The sequence below is a fragment of the Kribbella sp. NPDC056951 genome (genome assembly GCF_042674205.1).
GTDB lineage: Bacteria > Actinomycetota > Actinomycetes > Propionibacteriales > Kribbellaceae > Kribbella > Kribbella yunnanensis.
The window spans coordinates 249447-269245 of the sequence record NZ_JBHUQZ010000005.1 but is presented as its reverse complement, the minus strand read 5'-3'; the positions used below and the strand labels follow the sequence as shown (position 1 = coordinate 269245).

General features: G+C 67.1%; 14 protein-coding genes. 11 read left to right on the top strand and 3 right to left on the bottom strand.

From position 1 onward, the window contains the following. Nucleotides 1–255: 255 nt before the first annotated feature. Entirely contained in the window at nt 256–960 is a 705-nt protein-coding gene (locus ACFTSF_RS21990) for a hypothetical protein (RefSeq protein ID WP_380155556.1), read from the top strand. On the opposite strand, the gene ACFTSF_RS21985 is transcribed toward ACFTSF_RS21990, so the two are convergent. Further along, nucleotides 957–2462 (bottom strand): glycoside hydrolase family 71/99-like protein, encoded by a 1506-nt coding sequence (locus ACFTSF_RS21985; protein ID WP_380155555.1) that lies wholly within the window; start codon nt 2460–2462, stop codon nt 957–959. The two genes, ACFTSF_RS21990 and ACFTSF_RS21985, sit on opposite strands and share 4 nt — an antisense overlap. Nucleotides 2463–2637: 175 nt before the next feature. Between ACFTSF_RS21985 and ACFTSF_RS21980 the strand changes: the two genes are divergently transcribed. From ACFTSF_RS21980 to ACFTSF_RS21945, 8 genes are all read left to right on the top strand, one after another. Then, complete coding sequence (locus ACFTSF_RS21980; RefSeq protein ID WP_380155554.1) at nt 2638–3909, top strand: ROK family protein; 1272 nt, start codon at nt 2638–2640, stop codon at nt 3907–3909. Continuing rightward, on the top strand, nt 3906–5438 hold the full coding sequence (locus ACFTSF_RS21975) for a sugar ABC transporter ATP-binding protein (RefSeq protein ID WP_380155552.1): 1533 nt from the start codon (nt 3906–3908) through the stop codon (nt 5436–5438). Before ACFTSF_RS21980 ends, ACFTSF_RS21975 begins: the two co-directional genes overlap by 4 nt. Beyond that, nucleotides 5435–6469: an ABC transporter permease gene (locus ACFTSF_RS21970; protein ID WP_380155550.1), complete on the top strand. Its 1035-nt coding sequence runs from the start codon at nt 5435–5437 to the stop codon at nt 6467–6469. Before ACFTSF_RS21975 ends, ACFTSF_RS21970 begins: the two co-directional genes overlap by 4 nt. Nucleotides 6470–6483: 14 nt before the next feature. Next, complete coding sequence (locus tag ACFTSF_RS21965) at nt 6484–7521, top strand: substrate-binding domain-containing protein (RefSeq protein WP_380155548.1); 1038 nt, start codon at nt 6484–6486, stop codon at nt 7519–7521. A gap of 3 nt (nt 7522–7524) precedes the next feature. Further along, entirely contained in the window at nt 7525–8691 is a 1167-nt protein-coding gene (locus ACFTSF_RS21960) for a Gfo/Idh/MocA family protein (RefSeq protein ID WP_380155547.1), read from the top strand. Continuing rightward, nucleotides 8688–9848 carry a xylose isomerase gene (xylA, locus tag ACFTSF_RS21955; protein ID WP_380155546.1) on the top strand — a complete coding sequence of 387 codons (1161 nt, stop codon included), beginning with the start codon at nt 8688–8690 and terminating at the stop codon, nt 9846–9848. The genes ACFTSF_RS21960 and xylA overlap by 4 nt, the downstream gene beginning before the upstream one ends. A 93-nt stretch (nt 9849–9941) precedes the next feature. After that, the gene (locus ACFTSF_RS21950) at nt 9942–15323 is read left to right on the top strand and encodes a ThuA domain-containing protein (protein ID WP_380155545.1); all 5382 of its coding nucleotides are present in this window, start codon (nt 9942–9944) and stop codon (nt 15321–15323) included. 223 nt (nt 15324–15546) lie between these two features. After that, nucleotides 15547–16548, top strand: a complete 1002-nt coding sequence (locus ACFTSF_RS21945) for a sugar phosphate isomerase/epimerase family protein (RefSeq protein WP_380155544.1) — start codon at nt 15547–15549, stop codon at nt 16546–16548. Here the strand turns inward: ACFTSF_RS21945 and ACFTSF_RS21940 are convergent. Beyond that, nucleotides 16545–17624, bottom strand: a complete 1080-nt coding sequence (locus tag ACFTSF_RS21940) for an epoxide hydrolase family protein (RefSeq protein WP_380155543.1) — start codon at nt 17622–17624, stop codon at nt 16545–16547. The genes ACFTSF_RS21945 and ACFTSF_RS21940 overlap by 4 nt on opposite strands. 61 nt (nt 17625–17685) lie before the next feature. Between ACFTSF_RS21940 and ACFTSF_RS21935 the strand changes: the two genes are divergently transcribed. After that, entirely contained in the window at nt 17686–18468 is a 783-nt protein-coding gene (locus tag ACFTSF_RS21935; RefSeq protein WP_380155542.1) for a YqjF family protein, read from the top strand. Here the strand turns inward: ACFTSF_RS21935 and ACFTSF_RS21930 are convergent. Continuing rightward, nucleotides 18434–19204, bottom strand: a complete 771-nt coding sequence (locus tag ACFTSF_RS21930) for a hypothetical protein (protein ID WP_380155541.1) — start codon at nt 19202–19204, stop codon at nt 18434–18436. The genes ACFTSF_RS21935 and ACFTSF_RS21930 overlap by 35 nt on opposite strands. Nucleotides 19205–19299: 95 nt before the next feature. Between ACFTSF_RS21930 and ACFTSF_RS21925 the strand changes: the two genes are divergently transcribed. Beyond that, nucleotides 19300–19791, top strand: coding sequence for a MarR family winged helix-turn-helix transcriptional regulator (locus tag ACFTSF_RS21925; RefSeq protein WP_380155540.1), 492 nt, complete (start codon nt 19300–19302; stop codon nt 19789–19791). Nucleotides 19792–19799: the final 8 nt, after the last annotated feature.

The window sequence follows — 19799 nt, the reverse complement described above, 5'->3', positions numbered from 1 at the left end:
TGTTAAAGCAGCGTTGAGGAATCCCCTGGTTGTGATTGTGTGCGCCGCGGACGGGGAACCAGCAGGGGCCTGGGGCCACCGTTTTCGTTGCGGTGTGCAAAGGAGGAAGAGCGGTGGGTGACGCCCGCCGATTTCCTCTGGTTGAAGCGACGATGACGTGGGACGATCGGCCCCGGTGCCCATCACGGGTCACTGTTCGGGGCACTACCAGGGGGCGGGCATGGCGCGAGCCAGGCACTTGACGAGTGAGGCTGTATGAACGGGCGGGCAGCACAGGACAGCCGGGTTCCGGCGGACGAGGCCAACGGTATGAAGGACCAGGCCAACGGCAAGAAGGAGCACGCCGCCGGGAAGAACGGCAAGGACGCCAACGGTCACGCGGCGGCGAACGGCAAGGCGAGCGCGGCGAAGACCGACGTACCGGTCACCGAAGCGCACTGGTCGGAGCGGCCGATCGGGCGGGTCGACGTTCCACCGCTGGGCGAGTTCAGTACGCCGGTCCGTGTCGACGAGATCGCGGTTGCCGCGATGGCGCTGTCGGAGAACCTCGACGCCGCGACCCGCGGAATGCCGGAATCCGTTGCCCTGCGTGAGTTTCGCCGCGAGCTCGACCAAGCTGCGAGCACGTTCCGCACCCTGGCCGGCAAGCTTCAGGCGACCGCCGGAAGCCTGGTCAGGCTGGCTGCCAACGACGGCGAGAGCTGTGGTGTGGGCTGGGGTGTCTGTCCCGATCACGGCCTCACCCTGATGAACGTCGGCGAGACCGTCAGCTGCCACATCCTCGGCTGCAACCAGCCGAACGAAGGCGCTGTCGAGCGCTGTGAGCATCCGGTCGCCTACCGCGTGGTCGATGCCGCGGGCCCGGCGCTGCACACCTGCGCCGGGCACGCGATCGCCTGCCGCCTCTACCTGGAGAACCCCGTCATCACCGCGGCCGGCGACAGCCTCGAACTGTTCTAAGTGATCCGCACCGACGTCAACTGGTCGTTGGCGTTCGGTGACAGTGTGGTGAAGTTCGGTGTATCGGCGGTCCGGACCCAGGTCTGGCCGCCGAAGTTGTCCTCGGCGTAGATCGTCACGGTCCAGCCCGCCGGAACCTTCACCGACGACGCCCAGTTGTCCTGCACCCCGGCGGCCACCAGTTGCGCCCGGGTGTAGTTGCCCTTGGCAAGGACTGCGCCGGCGACGCCGAGATAGTCCACGTGTTCGTAGAAGATCACGCCGCTGCCGCCCTGGGCCGGCCACGGCACGGTCGGACGGGTTGGCGTCAACGGGGACTGGCCTTTGAACATCCGCCCGCCGTCGTTGGTCAACCGCAGGTAGTAGTCCGACGTGCACGCCGTACCGTCCTCGTCGAGCGCCCGGATCTGAGATCCGGAAGGAACCCAGGAAGCGCTCTCTGCGGTCTTGGCGATCTGGTTGCCCTCGTTGTACTCGTCGAACATCGAGATGTAGAGACCCTGAACGCCGACCCGCTTGAGGTTGTAGAACTGCCGCCACATCAGGTCGCCGTGCCGCCGATGACCCGACGACAGATCGCCCGGGATCACGCACGGCTGATAGTCGATGCCGTGCGCGTTGCAGTCGGCCTGATCCTGCTGGTTCACGTTGTTGTAGTAGTGATCCGCGCCCGCGACGTCGCTGATCCGCCCGACCATCCAGGGCGAGAGCATGTTGAACGCGTGGTACACCTCGAGGTAGCCCGGTCGCGAATCCTCGTTACCCGGCCGCCAGTGCGTCGGTACGCCGCCGATCACATAGCAGCCCTGGCCTTTGAACCAGTTCACGACATCCAGGCAGACCGACGCCGGCCAGGCCTTGTTGGCCTCGTTGAACCCGAAACCCCAGATGCACACGACCGGTTTGCCGTTCTGGAAGGCGTACGCCGACGACGACGTGTACGCACGCATCTTGTTGATCCAGTCGGTCTTCATCTCCGACTGCATGTTCGTCCAGTCGGTCGCGTCGTACATGATGTAGAACTTGCGCCCGTACTGTTCCGCGGCCTGGCGCACCTTCGCCGCCATCGCGTCCCGGGTCGGTCCTTCACCACCGGTCGGGTTGAACCGCTGCAGCGCGGCCGTGTCGCAGCCGTTCTGCTGCATCCACTGGAAGTGCGTGTTCACGGTCTGCTGGTCGTACGACGAGAACAGCCGCGCGGGCTGTCCGTTGCCGAGATTCGCGTACGCCGTCTGGTACGTCGCGCTGTAGTCGCGCATGTCCGGCCAGCTCACGATCGCGGTGTTGCTGGGGGAGGGCGGCTGGCCCCAGTTGCGGCTCCAGTGCCACCAGCCGTTGATCGGCGCACCGTCACCGGGGCAAGCGAACCAGCCCTGGTATCCGACGGTCACCTTGCCGACGACGTCACCGGGTGGGCTGGCCGCATAACTCAACTGTGGAAGGGATCCGGCCGCCGCAGTGGCGGCGGCGGAAGCGAGCACGGTACGACGGGAAAGCTTCATTGGGCGGTCTCCTGGGGGCGGGAGCGGGGGGTCGGAGGGCGTGCGTGAAAATTGTGAACAGGGTGTTGCAAGAAATCGATCGTGACAACCCCTTGACGCGAAACTGGCGGAAACTTAGTTTGTTGGCTCAACAGACAAAGTCTGTGATGGGGCTCACAGGGTAGGGGGTGGTGGCATGACACTGACGCACGGGCGCCGTCCCGGAGATCGCGCGGTCGCCGCCGACCACGTCGCCCTGCGCCGCAACAACCTGTCGGTCGTCCTGCGCCACGTCCGCGAATCGGGCCCGAAGTCGCGCGCCCGGATCGCCGCCGACACCGGCCTGAACAAGGCGACCGTGAGCAGCTTGGTCGCCGAGCTCGTCGAGCGCGGCCTGCTCCGCGAAGGCTCCGCCGACTCCACCCGCGCCCTCGGTCGCCCCGGCCAACTGGTCGAGCTCGACGGCAGCGGCGTCTGCGGCGTCGGCGCCGAGATCAACGTCGACTACCTCGCCGTCACCGCCCTCGATCTCGCCGGAGAGAGCGTTCTCGAGCGTCGCGTTCCCGTGGACGTCGCCCACCTCGACCCCGGTACGACGCTCGATCGCCTGGCCGACCTGATTCGCGAGGTGCTGGCCGCCGTGGAAGCGCGCTCCGGCCAACTCGCCGGCGTCACCCTCGCAGTCCCCGGTCTGGTCCGCGGCGACACCGGCACCCTCAGCCTCGCGCCGAACCTGGGCTGGGGCGAGCTCGAGGTCGCCGCGGAAATGCGGTCCCGGCTCGGCGAACCGTCGTACTCGCTGCTGATCGACAACGAGGCGAACCTCGCGGCACTCGCGGCGTACTCGGAGTTGCGCAAGGAGTCGCCGGTGCAGGACCTCGTTCTGCTGACTGGCGCGGTCGGTGTCGGTGGCGGCGTCGTGTCGAACGGGCACCTCCTGCGCGGCGGTCGCGGTTACAGCGGTGAGGTCGGGCACATGCCGGTCGCGCCGGACGGCCGGACCTGCGGCTGCGGCCGGACCGGTTGCTGGGAGACCGTGGTCGGGCTCAGCGCGTTGTTGCACAAGGCAACCGATGCCGACGACCCGGTCCGGAACCCGACGCTGGATGTCGAGCAGCGGCTGGCCGCGATCACCCAGCGCGCCGAAGAGGGCGACAAGCGCACGCTGGCCGCGCTGAAGGACGTCGGCGCCTGGCTGGGGATCGGGGGAGCGGTCCTGGTGAACATCCTGAACCCGGACGTCCTCGTGCTCGGCGGCTACTTCGCGGCTCTCGGCCCCTGGCTGCGGGAGCCACTCGAACAAGCCATCCGCGATCGGGTGATCGCGCCGGACGGCGGCGGTTGCCGCGTGGTCCGCTCCGAGCTCGGTTTCGCTGCTGCCGTTCGCGGCGGCGCGCAGATCGCGCTCGACCAAGTCTTCGTCGACCCCACCACGATCGGCCGCACGGAACAGGGAGTCGCACCATGAGTTCAGAGAACGGAGGCGTGATCACCGAGAGCGCTCTCCTCACCATGACCGGGATCGTCAAGGAGTTCCCGGGCGTCCGGGCCCTGGACGGGGTCGACCTGGATGTGCGCGCCGGGGAGGTGCACTGCCTACTCGGTCAGAACGGCGCCGGCAAGTCCACCCTGATCCGCGTGCTGACCGGGGCGCACCAGCCCGACGCCGGCACGATCCGGATCAACGGCGACGAGGTGCAGCTGAACAGCCCGACAGCCTCGATCCAGCGCGGGATCGCCGCGATCTACCAGGAACTCGACCTGGTCCCCGGACTCTCCGTGGCCGAGAACATCTTCCTCGGCCACGAGCCGGCCCGCTTCGGCTTCAGCCGCCGCCACGAAGCCTCCGCCCGCGCTCGCGAGATCCTCCAGGGTCTCGGCCACGGCGAGATCCCGGTACGGCGTGAGGTCGGCGCGCTCCCGGCGGCCGGTCAGCAGGTCGTGAGCATGGCGAGAGCGCTCTCCAGGGATGCCCGCCTGATCGTGATGGACGAGCCTTCCGCCGTACTGGATCCCGAAGAGGTCTCGAACCTGTTCCGCGTGATCCGCGGCCTGACCGCTCGCGGAGTGGCTGTCGTCTACATCTCGCACCGGCTGGAGGAGATCCGCGAGATCGGCGACCGGGTCACCGTTCTCAAGGACGGCGCCACCGTCGCCACCGGCCTCGACGCGCGAGAGACACCGACCAAGGAGCTGATCCGGTTGATGACCGGACGCTCGATCGAATACGTCTTCCCGCCCCGCGCCGAGATCCCGACGACCGCCCCGGTCGTTCTCGAGGTCACCGACCTGTCCCGCCCGGGTGAGTTCGCCGGGATCAACTTCAGCGTCCGCGCCGGTGAGATCCTCGGCTTCGCAGGTCTCGTCGGCTCCGGCCGCTCCGAAGTCCTCGAGACCGTGTACGGCGCGCGCCGGCCCGCGACCGGATCAGTCCGCGTCGACGGCACGGAGTTGCGCGGCGGCTGGGTGCAGTCCGCCGTGAAGGCGGGTGTCGGCCTGGCACCGGAGGAGCGCAAGAGTCAGGCGCTGCTCCTGGATGAGGCCGTCTACAAGAACATCACCGTGTCGACCATGCAGCGCTTCGCCAGCGGCGGGTTCCTGAACAACCACGCCGAGCGCGCCGCCGCAACTCAGCTCGCCGAGTCGCTCGACGTCCGCCCGTCCGGCGTCGATCAGCCGGTGCGCAACCTGTCCGGCGGCAATCAGCAAAAGGTTGTGCTGGCTCGCTGGCTACTGCGAGAGTGCCGAGTGCTCCTGCTCGACGAGCCCACCCGGGGCGTCGACGTCGGCGCTCGGTCCGAGATTTACGCCCTGGTCCGTAAGTTGGCCGCCAGTGGCGTAGCGATCGTGCTGGTCTCCAGCGAGGTCGAAGAAGTCCTCGGTCTGTCCGACCGGGTCGTCGTACTGCGGGAGGGGCGAGCCGTCCACACGGGGCCCGCGCAAGAGATTGACGAACACCAGGTCCTCGACCTTGTGATGGAGGGAAGTTCAGTGTGAGTGAGGCACCTTCGGACACAACAGCTTCGACGCAAGCGACGGTCGCCCCGCCGACAGCCCAACGATCGAGCAGTCTGCTGAGCACTGGAATCGGCCGGAACCTCGGTCTGGTGGTAGCCCTGGTCGTGCTCTGCATCGTCGGAGTGGTGACGTCGGGCGACACCTTCGCGACCGGACCCAACGTGCTGACGATCCTGCGGCTGGCCGCGGTGATCGGGGTGGTCAGCATCGGCATGACGTTCGTCATCACCGGTGGCGGTATCGACTTGTCGGTCGGTGCGATGGTCGCGCTGTCCTCGGTGTGGGCGACCACGCTGGCGACCCAGCAGCTGGCGACGGACTATCACTGGATCTTCATGGTCTCCACGGCACTCCTGGTAGGTGCCGCCTGTGGACTCGTGAACGGACTGCTGATCGCCTACGGCAAGATCGTCCCGTTCATCGCGACGCTGGCGATGCTGGCGGCGGCGCGGGGTCTGGCCGAGATCATCTCCGACCGCCGGACGCAGATCATCAGCGACAACTCGTTCGTGGACTTCTTCGGTGGTTCGCTGATCGGCGTACCGGTGCTGGTCTGGATCTTCCTGCTGGTCGCCGCGGCCGGCTGGGTGGTGCTCAACCGCACCACGTTCGGCCGCCGTACCTTCGCCGTCGGCGGTAACGCGGAGGCCGCCCGGCTTGCCGGTATCAAGGTCCAGCGGCACACCGTGGCGCTCTATGTCCTGGCCGGCCTGTGCTGCGGGATCGCCGCGGTGATGCTGATGGCACGCACGAACACGGGGAGCTCGACCCACGGTCAGTTGTACGAACTCGACGCGATCGCGGCGGTGGTGATCGGCGGCACGCTGCTGTCCGGTGGCCGGGGCACGATCGTCGGCACTGTGATCGGCGTACTGATCTTCACCACTCTCAACAACGTCTTCACCCTCAACAACCTGAGCATCTCCGCCCAGTCGGTGGCGAAGGGCGTGATCATCGTGATCGCGGTTCTTCTCCAGCAGCGGCTCGCCAGACGCACCACCAGTTCATAGCCAAGGAGACAAAGATGTCCCGTTCCGCCCGAACAATCGCCATTGCCGGACTCGGCGTCCTCGCCTTGGCGGCCTGTACCAGCAACACCCCGAAGGCCGAGACCGACAACAAGGCCGCGCCGCAGGGCGTGTCGGCCGGCAAGAACGACGAGCCCGGCAAGAAGGTCAAGATCGGCTTCTCCGCGCCCGCCGCCGACCACGGCTGGATGGGTGCGATCACCAAGGCCACCCAGGCCGAGGCGAAGAAGTACTCCGACGTCGAGCTGCTCGTTGCCGAGGGCACCAACGACCCGAGCCAGCAGATCAGTCAGGTGGAGACCTTCATCAACCAGAAGGTCGACGCGATCGTGCTGCTGCCCTTCGACGGCGCTGCGCTGACCGCGGTCGCGACCAAGGCGATGGAGGCCGGGATCACGGTGGTGAACGTCGACCGTGAGTTCAACAGCCCGGCGGCGGCCCGGACCACGATTCTGGGTGACAACTACGGCATGGGGGTGTCGGCCGGCGCCTATGTCTGCTCCCAGCTGAAGGACAAGAAGGACTCGATCGTCGCCGAGATCGCCGGGATCGACGCGCTGCCGCTGACGCAGGACCGCAGCAAGGGCTTCAAGGACGCGCTGGCCGACTGTGGCCTGAAGGTGAACAACCGGGTCGCGGCCGAGTTCACCGTCGAGTCCGGTGAGAAGGCAGCCGCCAACCTGTTGCAGGCGGCCCCGAAGATCGATGCGATCTGGAACCACGACGACGACCAGGGTGTCGGTGTGATGGCCGCGATCAAGAACTCCAACCGCAAGGACTTCTTCCTGGTCGGCGGCGCCGGTTCGGCGAACGTGATGCGCGACATCAAGTCCGGTACGTCGCTGGTGAAGGCCACCGTCATCTACCCGTCGACGCAGGGTGCCGATGGCATCCGGCTGGCCCGGCTGCTGGTCCAGAAGAAGGCCCTCGGCGACCTGGTGGAGGTCGAGGTCCCGCGCAAGGTCCAGCTGTACGCACCGGTCGTCACCAAGGACAACGTCGACCAGTACCTGCCCACCGCCTTCGAGAGCTGACAGATGTCTAACTTGGGTATCGGGTTGATCGGCTATGCGTTCATGGGCGCCGCCCACTCGCAGGCCTGGCGAAGTGCACCACGGTTCTTCGACCTGCCGATCAACCCCGCGATGAACGTCCTGTGCGGCCGCAACGCAGCCGCCGTACAGGCTGCTGCGACCAAACTCGGCTGGCAGCAGACCGAGACCGACTGGCGCAAGCTGCTCACCCGCGACGACGTACAGGTCATTGATGTCTGTACGCCGGGGGACAGCCACGCCGAGATCGCGATCGCGGCGCTGGAGGCCGGGAAGCACGTGCTGTGCGAGAAGCCGCTGGCCAACACGGTCGCCGAGGCCGAGGCGATGGCCGCGGCGGCTGCGAAGGCCGCCGCGCAGGGTGTCCGGTCGATGGTCGGGTTCACCTATCGCCGGGTCCCGGCGATCGCGCTCGCCCGGCAGTTCGTTGCTGAGGGCAAGCTCGGCACCATCCGGCACGTCCGCGCGCAGTACCTGCAGGACTGGATCGCCGACCCCGAGGCGCCGCTGTCGTGGCGGCTCGACAAGGAGAAGGCCGGCTCCGGCGCGCTCGGTGACATCGGCGCGCACATCATCGACCTGACGCAGTTCATCACCGGCGACGCGATCGCCGAGGTGAGCGGTCAGCTCGAGACCTTCGTCAAGGAGCGCCCGGTCGCCGCCTCAGAACACACCGGCTTGTCCGGCACGGCGGGGACCGAGCGCGGCCCGGTCACCGTCGACGACGCGGCCGTGTTCCTGGCGAAGTTCGCCTCCGGAGCACTCGGCGTCTTCGAGGCTACGAGGTTCGCGACCGGCCGGAAGAACGCGATCCGGATCGAGATCAACGGTAGCGCGGGCAGTCTTGCCTTCGACTTCGAGGACATGAACCTCCTGCACTACTACGACGCGACCGAGGATGCGCGGACGGCCGGCTTCCGTCGCATCCTCGCCACCGAGGCCGCCCACCCGTACGTCGAAGCATGGTGGCCGCCCGGCCACCTGCTCGGCTACGAGCACGGATTCACCCATCAAGTCGTCGATCTCGTCACCGCGATTGCCGAGGGCACCGATCCGGCGCCGTCGTTCGCGGACGGGCTGCAGGTCCAGCGCGTGCTGGCCGCGGTCGAGGCCAGTTCGGCGTCCCGACAATGGCAGGAGATTCCCTCATGAACGCATATACGCCCTCCCGAGCTGACAAGTTCTCGTTCGGTCTGTGGACCGTCGGCTGGGAAGGAGTCGACGTCTTCGGTACGGCGGTCCGTCCCGCGATGGACCCGGTCCACGCGGTGGAGAAGCTGGCCGAGCTCGGAGCCGCTGCTATATCGTTCCACGACGACGACCTGGTGCCCGACGACAGCACCCGGACGCAGACGCTGGAACGCTTCACCAAGGCCTTGGCCGACACCGGCATCGTGGTCGAGATGGCGACCACGAACCTGTTCAGCCACCCGGTCTTCAAGGACGGCGGCCTGACCGCCAACGACCGTCAGGTACGGCGGTACGCGCTCGCCAAGGTACTGCGCAACGTCGACCTGGCCGCCGAGCTGGGCGCGTCGACGTACGTGCTGTGGGGCGGTCGCGAGGGCGCCGAGTCCGGCGGCTCGAAGGACGTCCGGGCCGCGCTCGACCGGTACAAGGAGTCGATGGACATCCTGACCGCGTACGTCCGCGAGCAGGGCTACAACATCCGGTTCGCCCTCGAGCCGAAGCCGAACGAGCCGCGCGGTGACATCCTGCTGCCGTCGATCGGTCACGCGATTGCCTTCATCAACGATCTCGCGGACCCGGAGCTGGTCGGGATCAACCCCGAGGTCGGGCACGAGCAGATGGCCGGCCTGAACTACGCGCACGGGATCGCCCAGGCGCTGTGGCACGGGAAGCTGTACCACATCGACCTCAACGGACAGCACGGTCCGCGGTTCGACCAGGACCTGCGGTTCGGGGCCGGGAATCTCCGCGAGGCGTTCTGGACCGTCGACGTACTGAATGGTTCGGAGGGCCGGCCCGGCTACGACGGGTACGTGCACTTCGACTACAAGCCGCCGCGCACCGAGGACGAGGAAGGAGTCTGGGAGACCGCGCGGGGCTGTATGCGCAACTACCTGATCCTGCGGGAGAAGGTCGCTGCGTTCCGGGCCGACCCGGAGGTGACCGAGGCGCTGGCCGCGGCCCGCGTCGCGGAGTTGTCCGAACCCACCCTGGCCGAGGGTGAGTCACTGGCCGACCTCCGTTCCCAGACCTACGACCCGAACGCGCTGGCCGAGCGCGGACTCGGATTCGAGAAGCTGGACCAGCTGGCGATGGAGCACCTGCTCGGCGTTCGCTAGTCCCTTCGTAGCAAGGCAATACCACGTCCCGCGCCGGGCAGAGCACGGGAATAGCAGGAGCGCGCACCTTATCCGACCCATGAGGAGCTCCGCATGATCCAGCTACGCAGGCACGGCACGTATGTCTGTGCCCTCGTGCTCGCCCTGGTCGCGGCCTTGCTGGTCCCGTTACCTGCCCGGGCGCACCCCGGGCACGGCGACGAGACCTTCAACGCCCTGATCTTCAGTAAAACAACGGGATTCCGGCACGATTCGATTCCGGCCGGGATCCAGGCGGTCAAGGACCTGGCCGCCGGCAACAACTTCACGGTCATCGCGACCGAGGACGCCTCGATGTTCAACGACACCGAGCTGGCCAAGTACGAGGTCGTGATCTGGCTGTCCACGACCGGCGACGTACTGAACGCCGAGCAGCAGGCGTCGTTCGAGCGCTACATCCGCGGTGGCGGTGGGTACGCCGGTATTCACGCGGCGTCGGACACGGAGTACGACTGGCCGTGGTACGGGAAGCTCGTCGGTAGCTACTTCGACAGCCACCCGCCCGGTACGCCGACCGCGACCGTGAAGACCGAGGACCACGCGCACCCGTCGACCGCCGAGGCGCCGACCAGGTGGCAGCGTACGGACGAGTGGTACAACTACAAGACCAACCCGCGTGGAACCGTGCACGTACTCGAGTCGCTGGACGAATCGACGTACACCGGCGGCAACATGGGCGTCGAGCACCCGATCACGTGGTGTCAGGACTACGACGGCGGTCGCGCCTGGTACACGGGCATGGGTCACACGATCGAGTCGTTCGCCGACGCGACGTTCCGCAAGGTCCTGCTGGGCGGCATCAAGACCGCTGCCGGTGTGCAGCCGGCCGACTGTGGTGCCTCGCTGAGCGACGGCTACCAGAAGGTCACGCTCGACGACAACACGTCGAACCCGATGGAACTGACCATCGCGAAGGACGGCCGGGTCTTCTACATCGACCGCAACGGCGCGGTGAAGATCGTCAAGACCGACGGCACCGTGGTGACCGCGGGGACGCTCAGTGTCTATACAGGCCAGGAGTTCGGACTGCTCGGGATCGCGCTCGACCCGGCCTTCGACACCAACGGCTTCCTCTATCTGTACTACTCGCCGGCCGCGGCCGATCCGCATGACCGCGTCTCCCGGTTCAAGGTGACTGGTGACACTCTTGACCTGGCGAGCGAGAAGCAGGTACTTCGCGTCGACACGCAGCGCGATCAGTGTTGTCACGCTGGTGGTGCGCTGGAGTTCGATGGCAACGGCAACCTTTTCGTTGCCACCGGCGACAACCGCAATCCCTTCGACTCCGACGGCTACTCGCCGATCGACGAGCGCGCCGGTCGCGGGGCCTGGGACTCTCAGGGCAGCTCCGCGAACAGCAACGTGCTGAACGGCAAGATCCTGCGGATCCACCCCGAGGCCGATGGGTCGTACACGATTCCGGACGGCAACATGTTCGCGCCGGGTACGGCGAAGACGCGGCCGGAGATCTACGCGATGGGCTTCCGGAACCCGTTCCGGATCGGCATCGACCCCACCACCAACCACCTCTTCGTCGCCGACTACGGTCCGGACGCCGGCCAGGTGTCGCCGACTCGTGGCCCGGACGGTCGCGTCGAATGGGATGTCCTCGACAAGCCCGGGTTCTACGGCTGGCCGTACTGCGTCGGCGCCAATACGCCGTACAACGATCACGACTTCGCGACCGGTACGTCGGGAGCGACCTTCAACTGCAACGCCCCGGTCAACAACTCACCGAACAACACCGGCGTCACCCAGTTGCCGGCGGCAATCCCGGCCGCGCTGTGGATGGGTAAGTCGACCACGGGTGTTCCGGAGATCGGCGGCAGCGGCGCGCCGATGACTTCGGGGGCATACAAGTTCGACGCTGCCAGTACGTCGGATCGCAAGTGGCCGGCGTACTTCGACGGCAAGGCCGTGTTCGCCGACTGGAACGACAGCCGGCTGTTCTCGGTCCAGCTGAACGACGAGCGGACCGGTGTCAGCGACGTGTCCCGGATGCTGCAGAAGCAGAGCTTCATCCGTCCGCACGCGCTGCAGTTCGGGCCGGATGGCGCTCTCTACGTGATCGAGTGGGGAAGTGGCTTCGGCGGTAACAACGCCGACTCCGGTCTCTACCGGATCGACTATGTCCAAGGGAATCGGGCGCCGATCGCCCAGTTCTCGACCGACAAGACGTCCGGACCGACACCGCTCGTCGTCGCCTTCGACTCGACCGGGTCGCGGGATCCCGACGGTCAGCCGATCACGCTGGCCTGGGACTTCGACGGCAACGGTACGACGGACAGCACCGAGCCGAAGCCGTCTCACACCTATACGGCTCCGGGCGTGTTCACGGCGCGGTTGACCGTGACGGATTCGGACGGCCGGACGGCGGTCTCGAACCAGAGCATCACGGCCGGCAACACCGCACCGACGATCACCGTCGAGGCTCCGCCGGACGGCGGCTTCTTCGACTTCGGTGACACTGTTCGGTACAAGGTGACTGTCACCGATCCCGAGGACGGGACGGTCGACTGCAACGACGTCATCACCAAGCCGGCGCTCGGGCACGACGAGCACGCGCACGACTACGAGGAATACCGCGGTTGTGGGGCGGTCATCCCGGTCAACGGCGACCAAGGCCACGTCGGGGCGAACATCTTCGGCCTGATCAAGGTGAAGTACACCGACAAGGGCGCTCCCGGGACCGGCCGGATCACCACCGAGAAGATCATTCAGCTGCACCCGAAGACCCGTGAAGCCGAGTACTACAACGAAACCGGCGGTCCGGGCGCGAGTGGCGGCGTACAGGCCGAGGACACCGGTGACACTGCCGGTGGCGGGAAGAACATCGGCTTCATCGAGGACGGCGACTGGTGGGGCTGGAAGACCATGAACCTGACCAACATCGGTCAGATTCAGCTCCGGGCGGCCTCACCCGATGCCGGTGCGACCGTGCAGGTCCGGCAGGGTTCGCCGACCGACGGCCCGATCGTCGCCACCATCCAGGTGACGCCGACCGGTGGCTGGCAGACGTACAGCAACTTCACAGCGCCGGTGAGTGGTGCTTCGCTGACGAGCGGTCCGTTGTACTTCGTGAAGACGACCGGGCAGCTCAACGTCAACTGGGTGAAGTTCATCGGCAAGGGCGTCACGGAGAACGAGCGCCCGGCGGTGACGATCCAGGCCTCGACCACACAGGGCAAGGCGCCACTGAAGGTCGACTTCACGGCGGCCGCGACCGATCCGGAAGGCGATCTGCCGCTCACGTACGCGTGGAGCTTCGGCGACGGTGGGACGGGGACCGGAGCCTCGGTCAGCCACACCTACACAACGGCCGGGACGCACACTGCGGTCGCGACCGTGACGGACTCCCGCGGTGGAGTCGGTACGGCGAAGGTCGTCGTGACGGTGGATTCGCCGGCGCTGCCGACCTGTCTGACCGGACGTTCCGACGGGTTCGACGGGACCGCGCTGAACACGAGTCGCTGGTCATCGGTTGTCCGTGGCAACCAGGAGATGTCGGTTGCCGATGGCACCTTGAAGTTGCCGCTGACCGCGACCGACATCTACGGCACGGGGAACACGGGCACTCCCAACCTCGTGCTGCAGCCGTTGCCGACCGGTGGCTGGCAGGCGACCACAAAGCTGACCATGCCGGCGCGACTGGCCTATCAGCAGGCCGGGTTGCTCCTGTACGGCGATGACGACAACTACGCGAAGATGGTGATCCAGGGCCGTTCGACCGGTGCGCCGTCGGCCAACGACCGGATCTTCCAGTTCATCCGCGAGGAGAACGGCGTACCGAACGAGGTCTCCGGATCGAACACGGCCAACCTGGGTGCGGCGTACCCGGACACCGTGTGGGTGCGGTTCACCTCCGACGGCGCGAACCTGAAGGCGTCGTACTCCGCCGATGGCGCGACGTTCACCGAGATGCCGGAGACCAAGCAGCTGGCCGGGATCTCGAACCCGCGGATCGGAATATTCGGGCTGGCGAATCGGGCCGAGGCATTGCCGATCACGGCCGCGTTCGACTACTTCCAGCTGACGCCGGACGACACCGCCGAGCAGCCGGCACCGGATGACGAGTTCACCGGTACGACGCTCGACGCGTGCCGCTGGTCGGGAATCGTCCGGCCGGATCCCGCGGCGTACCGGGTCACCGGTGACGGCCTCGAGATCGACACCAGCAAGGGCGACATCTACCAGGGGACGGCGACGAACCCGCGCAACCTGATGCTGCAGCCTGCGCCGGACGGCGACTGGACGATCGAGACGAAGGTCGACGGCTCCTCCTTCAACGAGGCGTTCCAGCAGGCCGGTCTGATGGTCTACAAGGACGACGCGAACTACGTGAAGCTGGACTACCTGACCACGAACCCGGCGGGTTCACCGGTCGCTCGGGGTTTGGAGTTGCGGAGCGAGGTCGGCGACGTACTGCAGCAGCCGCAGCCTGGGGCCGGGGCGACCCAGGGTGTCTGGTGGTTCCGGCTGGCCAAGAAGGGCTCGAACTTCACTGGCTCCTACAGCTCGGACGGGCTGACCTGGACGGCGTTGCCTTCGGTGCCGAACACCGCATTGGCGACGGGGGCGAAGTTCGGGGTCTACGCGTTCGGGGTCGACCAGGCGGCTTCGAAGACGGCTCGGTTCGAGTACTTCAAGCTGGTTCGGGACACGACCGCGCCGACCGTGGCGCTGTCGCTGAACCCATCCACGCCGAGCGGTCAGGCTGGTTGGTGGATCGACGAGGTCACGGCAACCGCTCTCGGGACGGACGACCAAGGTGGTCAGACGTATCTGGAGCAGAAGGTTGGCGACGGCAACTGGTCCGAGTACACGGCTCCGGTGAAGTTCACCGCCGACGGCACCCACACCTTGCAGGTGCGGGCGTCCGACACGGCTGGGAACGTATCTGAACCGTCGAGTGTGACGGTGAAGATCGACCGTACGGCGCCGACCGCGACTGTGAGCGGTCTCGCGTCCGGTGCCTCGCTCGGGGTCGCTTCGACGGCGACGGTCAGTGCCAAGGCCGCCGATGCGGGTTCCGGCCCGGCCGGAGTCACGCTGGAGATCGACGGGAAGCCGGTACCAGCTGGCGGGAAGCTTGACGGGGCTGTGCTCGGCCTCGGCGCTCACAAGCTGACCGCTACCGCACTCGATGCTGCAGGCAACAAGTCGGTGACCACGGTGCCGTTCACCGTTGTCTCGTCGTACTCGGAGGCGGTGAAGCTCGTAGAGCGCTTCCGCGCCGCTGGGAAGATCCCGGCCGGTTCGGCCACGGTGATGAAGGTGCAGCTCGGGCTGGCGGAACGCGCCGTCGAGCGCAAGCAGCCGCTGGTCGCCCGGATCGCCATCGACTTGTTCCTCAAGCAGGCCGCGACGGTCAAGGACGTGCCGACGCGCACGTTGCTGACCGCGGTCGGCCAGGACCTGAGGAGCAAGATCCGCTAACTGTCCCGCAACAGCGGGACTCCAAGACGTCTTCCGTCGGAGAGCGTTTCCGTCCCCGGGTGGTTCGGCCCCACCCGGGAACGGGGTAGAGCGCTCTCCGGCGGTCGGCGGGGGACCATCCGGTCCTCGTCCCCGGCGCCACCTCGCGCTCCGGTGTCGCCGGGGACACCATCCCTGCACAGAATTTCGGCGCAGAATTCCGGCACAGAAACGAGGAGAGGACATGGCGCGACCGATCACCCTGTTCACCGGCCAGTGGGCCGACCTGCCGTTCGAGGAGGTGGCCCGGCTGGCCTCGTCGTGGGGTTACGAGGGCCTCGAGATCGCCTGCTGGGGCGACCACCTCGACGTGCGGCGTGCGGCCGAGGACCCGGCGTACGTGCGGGACCGGCTGGACATCCTGGAGAAGCACAACCTCAAGGTCTGGACGATCTCGAACCACCTGCTCGGCCAGGCGATCTGCGACGACCCGATCGACCAGCGGCACCAGGCGATCCTCCCGGCCCACATCTGGGGCGACGGCTCGCCGGAGGGCGTTCGGCAGCGGGCCGCCGCTGAGATGGAGACGACCGCCCGCGCCGCTCGCGCACTGGGTGTCGACGTCGTGGTCGGCTTCACCGGATCGTCGATCTGGAAGACCGTCGCGATGTTCCCGCCGGTCCCGCCGGCGATGATCGAGGCCGGCTACCGCGACTTCGCGGACCGCTGGAACCCGATCCTCGACGTCTTCGACGCCGAAGGTGTCCGCTTCGCCCACGAGGTGCACCCGTCGGAGATCGCCTACGACTACTGGACTACGTCCTTGGCTTTGGAGGCGGTCGGCCACCGCCCCGCCTTCGGCCTGAACTGGGACCCGTCACACTTCGTCTGGCAGGACCTCGACCCGGTCGGCTTCCTCTGGGACTTCAAGGACCGCATCTACCACGTCGACTGCAAGGACGCGAAGCGCCAGGTAGGCAACGGCCGCAACGGCCGCATGGGCTCTCACCTCGCCTGGGGAGACCCCCGCCGCGGCTGGGACTTCGTCTCGACCGGCCACGGCGACGTACCGTGGGAAGCCTGCTTCCGGATGCTCAACACGATCGGCTACACCGGCCCGATCTCGGTCGAATGGGAAGACGCCGGCATGGACCGCCTGGTCGGCGCCGCCGAGGCCCTGCAGTTCGTCCGCACCCTCGCCTTCGACCCGCCCACCGCCTCCTTCGACGCGGCCTTCTCCTCCTAGTTCGCTCGCTGGTTCGTGAAGAAGTCCTGGAGGTCACCGGCGACCAGGTCGGGGACCTCCAGGGCGGCGAAGTGGCCGCCGCGGTCGAACTCTTGGTAGTGGACGACGTCGAACTCGCGCTCCGCGAGGCGGCGCACTGTGCAGTCGCCGGGGAAGACCGCGAGGCCGGTCGGCACCGGGCAGTACTTGATCTCGGCGCCCCAGTTCGCGGCGGCTTCGCGGTAGATGCGGCCGGACGAGCCCGCCGTACCGGTGAACCAGCTCAGGGTGACCGCGTTCAGGATCAGGTCGTTGCTGATGGCACCTACTCGGTGGCCGTAGTCGTCGTACCACTCGAGGAACCAGGCCAGTTGGCCGATGGGGGAGTCGTCGAGGGCGTAGGCGAGGGTCTGCGGGCGGCTGCCTTGGATCGCGGCGTAGCCGGAGCGTTCGGACTCCCAGCGGTCGAGTCCGCTGAGGCGTTCCTGCTCGGCGTCGGTCAGTTCCTCGTCCTGCGGGAAGGCGAGGTACCCGTCGAGGTGTAGGCCGAGTATGCGGTCTGGCGCATCGCGGGCGATGGCGGGGCCGATTCGCGCGCCCCAGTCGTAGCCGTGGACGCCGTACCGGTCGTAGCCGAGGTTTTCCATCAACGTCAGGCAGGCTTGCGCGATCCGCTCGACATTCCAGCCGGTGGTTGTGGTCGGTCCGGAGAGCCCGAAGCCGGGGAGGGTCGGCACCACGAAGGCGAAGTCGGCGGCAAGCTTTTGGATAACGTTCAGGAAGTCGGCGCCGGAACCTGGCCAGCCATGCAGCAGGAGCAGCACCGGCTTGCCCGGGTTGGGGTGATGCAGGAAGTGCACGCGCTGGCCGTCGATCTCGGTCGTGTATTGCGGCACGGCGTTGAGGTGGTCCTCGAACTGTCGCCAGTCGTATTCGTCATGCCAGTACGACGTGAGCTCGCGCAGCCTCGTGAGTTCGACGCCGTACGACCACTCGGCGCCGGCGAGTTGGTTCGGCCAGCGGGCTGAGTCGAGCCTCCGCCGCAATTCGTCCAGTTCGGCCTGCGGGATCTCGACTCGGAACGCGCTCTCTGTCATGTTCTCGACGCTAATTGCGGTAGCGGCCAGTTGATGGCCGCTACCGGATACGCTCGGCGCCATGAGTGATCCTGTCGGCTGGCCGGTGGCGCCTGAGTTACAGCGGCCGCGGATCCTGCGGCAGCAGTGGCTCGATCTCACGTTCCTGCACTGGGCGGTGGATCCTGATGAGGTCGCGCGGTTCTTCCCGACCGGTACGCGACCGGATGTCTTCGAGGGGCGGACCTATGTCGGGCTGGTCCCGTTCCGGATGGTCGGCACCGGTCTCCCGTATGGGCCCGCTGTTCCTTACTTCGGTACGTTCCTGGAGACCAACATCCGGCTTTACTCGATCGACGAATCCGGCCGGCGGGGTGTCGTGTTCCTCAGCCTCGATGCGAACCGGCTCGCGGTGGTGTCGATCGCTCGCGCGGTCTTCGCGCTCCCGTACCGCTGGGCTCGGATGACCCACACGGCTTCGGCTTCGGGCTCGGCTTCGGGTTCGGGTTCGGGGAGTACGCATACCTACAGGTCGAGGTTGCGCCGGCCCGGTGTCGCCGTGGCCGCCCTGATCACGGTCGACACCGGACCGGCAGTACCCACTGATCCGTTGGCCGATTTCCTCACGGCCCGGTGGGGTTTGCACACCCATCGGGCCGGCCGGACCTGGTATCTCCCGAACCATCACCCGGTCTGGGAGCTTCACGCCGCAACGGTCACCAAGCTGCACATGCCGGGTCTGTTCCCGTCGGTCGGCCTGCCCGAACCCGCGGGGCCTCCCGACCACGTGCTGTACAGCCCCGGCGTACCGGCTGAGTTCGGGCTGCCAGTCAAACCATCATTTCGGCGGTCTGCTGCTCGATGAACGGGATGCCGGCTTGCTGCGCCCACCGGTTCACTTCGGTGGCCAGTGCTCGTGATCCGGCGCTGTCGCCCTCGTCCTTCAGCAGGACGGAAAGCAACGTCTGCTGAGCGAGCGCTCCCAGCAAGTGCCCGATCTTCTGCCGCAACTCGGTTGACCGCTCCCAGAGCGCTCGCGCGAGCTTCAGATCGCCGGCCGTGTGCGCGTGATCCCCGAGATGCCGGAGCGCCAGAGAGATCACGAGATCATCGAGAGCGCTCTCTCCTCGTTTCAGGGCCTCGGTGTAGTGCATGAACGCGGCAGCTGAGTCGCTCAACAGGTTGTCCGCGATCACCCCGGCATAGAACGCGGCCATCCCGGCCCGGCCGTCGTCGGGAGCGGTGTCTCGCAGCGCAAGTGCCTCGGCGACCAGCGCGTCGCCGCGTTCTGTCGCGCCGGCGAACAACGCCGGCGCGTAGTCCGACCGCAGTTGCAGCAACGCGGCATCCCAACGGATCGTTGCATCCGGCAACGCTTCGAGAGCGCGGCCGAGCGCCGCCAGAGAGCGCTCCCCGGTCTGTGTCTGCCGGGCGAAGTCCTCGTCCACCGACACCCCGGCCAGCGCCAGTGCGACCGCCCGGACCTCCGCTGGTTCCACCGGCTGTGTCGCTTCCAGGAGAGTGCGCGCGACTCCCCACTGACCCGCCAGCACCAGCTGCCCCGCCGCGGCCGTGACCGCCGATACCTCGACCTGCACCATGTGACGTCTCCTCACGATCCCGAACTGGTCCACCGAAAGTACTTCGACGTCGAAATGTTTGACAACTAAGCTTCAGTCGGTGAAAAATCAGACCGGTGAAGGAAGACTTCGTGGACTGGCACGTCGACCAGTGGGAACGCGAGATCCCCGGCTTCGATCGCCGCGTCGAGGGGATCGCGGTCCGGCTGCAGTCACTCGGCCAATACCTCGACCGCAGTCGCGACGCCGTACTGGCGAAGTACGAGATGCAGTGGTGGGAGTTCAAGACACTGCATCTGCTGCGCCGCAACGGTTCGCCGTACCAGGCAACCCCCGGTGAGCTCGCCAAACACCTCGCGATGTCACCCGCCGCGCTGACCAACCGGCTTGATGCTCTGGAGCGCCGCGGGTACGTCGAGCGGCACCACGACCGCGACGACCGCCGCAAGGTTCTCGCTCGCCTCACGCCCGCCGGCCTCGATATCTGGCAGCGCGGTATCGGCGACATCCAGGACGTCGAGCAATCCCTGGTGCGCGCTCTCCCGTCAGCAGACCAGGATCATCTGGAAGCCCTACTTCGTGCTCTCCTCCAGGCCACCGAAGCGTGAAAGAGTCC